Source organism: Mesorhizobium sp. M7A.F.Ca.ET.027.03.2.1 (genome assembly GCF_003999175.1).
GTDB lineage: Bacteria > Pseudomonadota > Alphaproteobacteria > Rhizobiales > Rhizobiaceae > Mesorhizobium.
On the sequence record NZ_RZOM01001201.1, the window covers coordinates 1 to 1,725 of the forward strand.

The 1,725-nt window shown below is 63.2% G+C and carries 1 protein-coding gene; it reads right to left on the reverse strand.

Features of this window, described 5'->3' with window-relative positions; translation table 11 throughout:
* Positions 1 to 166: 166 nt before the first annotated feature.
* Complete coding sequence (locus EN750_RS32950) at positions 167 to 1,663, reverse strand: FAD-linked oxidase C-terminal domain-containing protein (protein WP_127399165.1); 1,497 nt, start codon at positions 1,661 to 1,663, stop codon at positions 167 to 169.
* Positions 1,664 to 1,725 lie beyond the last annotated feature (62 nt).

Consider the following 1,725-nt stretch of genomic DNA (forward strand, 5'->3'; position numbering starts at 1 on the left):
GTCCTGCCGGACATCTCCCCCTCAAGGGGAGAGATCGGATGTCGCATATGGCTTCGCCAATCTCCAATGGTGACAAAAGGGCGAGGCGCGCGAGCTGCCAATCTCCCCCCTTGAGGGGGAGATGTCCGGCAGGACAGAGGGGGGTGTTCAAGCGCCGACATATCCCTCAAAACCTCGGAATGTCCGGAAACGGCAGCTTGCCGCCGGAAATGTGCATGCGGCCGAGTTCGGCGCATCGCCGCAGTTGCGGGAACACTTTTCCCGGGTTGAGCAGATGGTTGGGATCGAAGGCGCATTTGACGCGCATCTGCTGGTCGAGGTCGACCTGGGTGAACATTTCCGGCATCAAATCGCGCTTCTCAACACCCACCCCGTGTTCGCCGGTCAACACGCCGCCGACCTTGACGCAGAGCCGCAATATGTCGGCGCCGAAGCTTTCGGCCTTGTCGAGTTCGCCCGGTACGTTGGCATCGTAGAGGATCAGCGGATGCAGATTGCCGTCGCCGGCATGAAAGACATTGGCGACGCCGAGACCGTATTTTTCCGACAGTTCGCGCATGCCGGCGAGCACGCGCGGCAGTTCCTTGCGCGGGATGGTGCCGTCCATGCAGTAGTAGTCGGGCGAGATGCGGCCGACGGCCGGAAACGCCGCCTTGCGGCCGGCCCAGAAGCTCAGCCGTTCCTGTTCGGACTGCGAAATGCGGCAGGTGGTCGAGCCGTTCTTGTAGGCGATGGCCTCGACAAGGCCGATCAGATGATCGACCTCGACGCCCGGCCCGTCGAGCTCGACGATCAGCAGCGCCTCGACATCGAGGGGATAGCCGGCATGGACGAAATCCTCGGCGGCGTGAATCGCCGGCCGGTCCATCATCTCCATGCCGCCCGGAATGATGCCGGCGCCGATGATGTCGGCGACGCACTGGCCGCCCTGCTCACTGGTCGGGAAGCCGATCAGCAGCGCGCGAGCCGTCTCCGGTTTCTTCAGGATGCGCACGGTGACCTCGGTGACGACGCCAAGCAGCCCTTCTGAACCCGTCATGACGCCGAGCAAGTCATAACCTTCCGCATCGAGGTGACTGCCGCCGAGCCGTACCACTTCGCCATTCATCAGCACCATCTCGATGCCGAGCACATTGTTGGCGGTGAGGCCATATTTCAGGCAGTGCACGCCGCCGGAATTTTCGGCGACATTGCCGCCGATCGAGCAGGCGATCTGGGAGGACGGATCGGGGGCGTAGTAAAAGCCCTCCTGCTCGACGGCGGTGGTGATGCCGAGATTGGTGACGCCCGGCTGGGCAACGACGACGCGATTGGGGAAATCGATCTCGAGGATACGGTTGAAGCGGCTCATCACCAAAAGCACCGCGTCCTCGAGCGGCAGCGCGCCGCCCGACAGCGAGGTGCCGGAGCCGCGCGGCACGACGCGGATGTTGCGATCATTGCAGTATTTCAGCACGCGCGACACCTGCGCCACGGTTTGCGGCAGAACAACAACCAGCGGCAGCTGCCGATAGGCGGTCAGGCCGTCGCTCTCGAAGGCGCGCATGGAATTGGCGGCGTCGACGACGCCCTCACCCGGCACGATGATGCGCAAGTCGGCGACGATCTCGTCGCGCCGGCGCATCGTGGCGTCGTCTGGTTTCGGCATGGCCAAGCCGGACATCGGTAGCCTCATTTCGCTTGACTGGTCAAAATCTTTTACCAGTGAAGCGCGCTGGGTGCAAA

Bases quoted from the DNA above. Each gene is read 5' to 3' on its own strand.
- EN750_RS32950 (WP_127399165.1), bottom strand. From the start codon at position 1,663: ATGTCCGGCTTGGCCATGCCGAAACCAGACGACGCCACGATGCGCCGG.